This is a genomic window from Corynebacterium sp. HMSC064H12 (assembly GCF_001809925.1).
GTDB lineage: Bacteria > Actinomycetota > Actinomycetes > Mycobacteriales > Mycobacteriaceae > Corynebacterium > Corynebacterium jeikeium_D.
In genome coordinates this window covers 1-2,686 of record NZ_KV799332.1, presented here as the reverse complement: position 1 = coordinate 2,686, position 2,686 = coordinate 1, and the positions used below count along the sequence as shown (strand labels likewise).

At 55.4% G+C, this 2,686-nt stretch carries 2 rRNA genes; both read right to left on the bottom strand.

Annotation, left to right across the window (positions count from 1 at the left end):
• Positions 1 to 3: 3 nt before the first annotated feature.
• A 5S ribosomal RNA gene (gene rrf, locus HMPREF2681_RS03280) occupies positions 4 to 120 on the bottom strand.
• 103 nt (positions 121 to 223) lie between these two features.
• A 23S ribosomal RNA gene (locus tag HMPREF2681_RS03275) occupies positions 224 to 2,686 on the bottom strand; the annotation flags it as partial.

Here is a 2,686-nt window from a genome sequence, read left to right as displayed (position 1 = left end):
TTATGCCGGCGGCGACCTACTCTCCCACACCCTCCCGAGTGCAGTACCATCGGCGCTGGTGGACTTAGCTTCCGGGTTCGGAATGGGACCGGGCGTGACCCCACCGCTAACACCACCGACAAAAACCAGGCAACAACCCATCCCCACCACAACTTTGGGTGGGTGGTGTCATGCCAGACACTGAATAACGGACGCGAGCAAAAACCCTGTAACTCACACTTTGTGTGTTGAGTGTTTGGTCTATTAGTACCGGTCACCTCCACACCTTACGATGCTTCCAGATCCGGCCTATCAACCCCATCATCTATAGGGGACCTCAAAAGAAACCTAATCTTGGAACAGGCTTCCCGCTTAGATGCTTTCAGCGGTTATCCCTTCCGTACGTAGCCAACCAGCCATGCCCCAGGCGGGACAACTGGCACACCAGAGGTACGTCCATCCCGGTCCTCTCGTACTAGGGACAGCCTTCCTCAAGTTTCTACGCGCGCGGCGGATAGAGACCGAACTGTCTCACGACGTTCTAAACCCAGCTCGCGTGCCGCTTTAATGGGCGAACAGCCCAACCCTTGGGACCTACTCCAGCCCCAGGATGCGACGAGCCGACATCGAGGTGCCAAACCATCCCGTCGATATGGACTCTTGGGGAAGATCAGCCTGTTATCCCCGGGGTACCTTTTATCCGTTGAGCGACACCGCTTCCACAAGCCGGTGCCGGATCACTAGTCCCTAGTTTCCTACCTGCTCGACCTGTCAGTCTCACAGTCAAGCTCCCTTGTGCACTTACACTCAACACCTGATTGCCAACCAGGCTGAGGGAACCTTTGGGCGCCTCCGTTACTCTTTGGGAGGCAACCGCCCCAGTTAAACTACCCACCAGGCACTGTCCCTAACCCGGATCACGGGCCGAGGTTGAGATGTCCAATACGATCAGAGTGGTATTTCAACAACGACTCCACCCCAACTGGCGTTGAGGCATCACAGTCTCCCACCTATCCTACACAAACCGAACCGAACACCAATACCAAGCTATAGTGAAGGTCCCGGGGTCTTTTCGTCCTGCCGCGCGTAACGAGCATCTTTACTCGTACTGCAATTTCGCCGGGTCTGTGGTTGAGACAGCAGGGAAGTCGTTACGCCATTCGTGCAGGTCGGAACTTACCCGACAAGGAATTTCGCTACCTTAGGATGGTTATAGTTACCACCGCCGTTTACTGGGGCTTAAATTCTCCGCTTCGACCCGCAAAAGGGGTCTAACAGGTCCTCTTAACCTTCCAGCACCGGGCAGGCGTCAGTCCGTATACATCGACTTACCCGTCTTCGCACGGACCTGTGTTTTTAGTAAACAGTCGCTTCCCTCTATTCTCTGCGGCCACAACCAGCTCAACCACGTCGGTCACCAGTCATGGCCCCCCTTCTCCCGAAGTTACGGGGGCATTTTGCCGAGTTCCTTAACCACAGTTCTCCCGATCGCCTTAGTATTCTCTACCTGACTACCTGTGTCGGTTTCGGGTACGGGCCGTATATCCACATCGCTAGAGGCTTTTCTCGGCAGCATAGGATCACCAACTTCCCCAAAACGGGTACGCATCACGCCTCACCCTATATGTGCTCCGGATTTACCTAGAACACGGGCCACACGCTTACACCACGATATCCATCACGTGGCACGGCTACCTTCCTGCGTCACCCCATCACTTGGCTACTACCAGTTCAGGTCCCCAGCATCACACACACCAACCAACCTAAAAGGCTAGTAAACGGCGCGTGTTCAGGTGGGTTAGTATCCCTGATTCACCATGGGCGCGGACACACGGGTACGGGAATATCAACCCGTTATCCATCGACTACGCCTGTCGGCCTCGCCTTAGGTCCCGACTCACCCTGGGAGGATTAACCTGGCCCAGGAACCCTTAGTCATTCGGCGGAGGAGTTTTCCACTCCTCATTCGCTACTCATGCCTGCATTCTCACTCGCGCACACTCCACACTAGGGTTACCCCAGCGCTTCACAGCAGTCACGCGACGCTCCCCTACCCAACCACCACAAAGGTGATTGCCGCGGCTTCGGCGGTGTACTTGAGCCCCACTACATTGTCGGCGCAGAACCACTCGACCAGTGAGCTATTACGCACTCTTTCAAGGATGGCTGCTTCTAAGCCAACCTCCTGGTTGTCTTCGCGATCCCACATCCTTTTCCACTTAGCACACCCTTAGGGGCCTTAGCCGGCGATCTGGGCTGTTTCCCTCTCGACTACGAAGCTTATCCCCCGCAGTCTCACTGCCGTGCTCTGACCTCACCGGCATTCGGAGTTTGGCTGATGTCGCTAAGATGATAGTCCCGCTAAACCAACCAGTAGCTCTACCTCCAGGAGGAAACACACGACGCTGCACCTAAATGCATTTCGGGGAGAACCAGCTATCACGGAGTTTGATTGGCCTTTCACCCCTACCCACAACTCATCCCCTCAGTTTTCAACCTAAGTGGGTTCGCGCCTCCACAGAGTCTTACCTCTGCTTCACACTGGCCATGGGTAGATCACCCCGCTTCGGGTCCAGGACATGCCACTGACAACACACTAGTTAGTATTCGCTTTCGCTACGACTACCCCACCAAACGGGTTAACCTCGCGACATGCCGCTGACTCGCAGGCTCATTCTTCAAAAGGCACGCCATCACCCCACAAAAA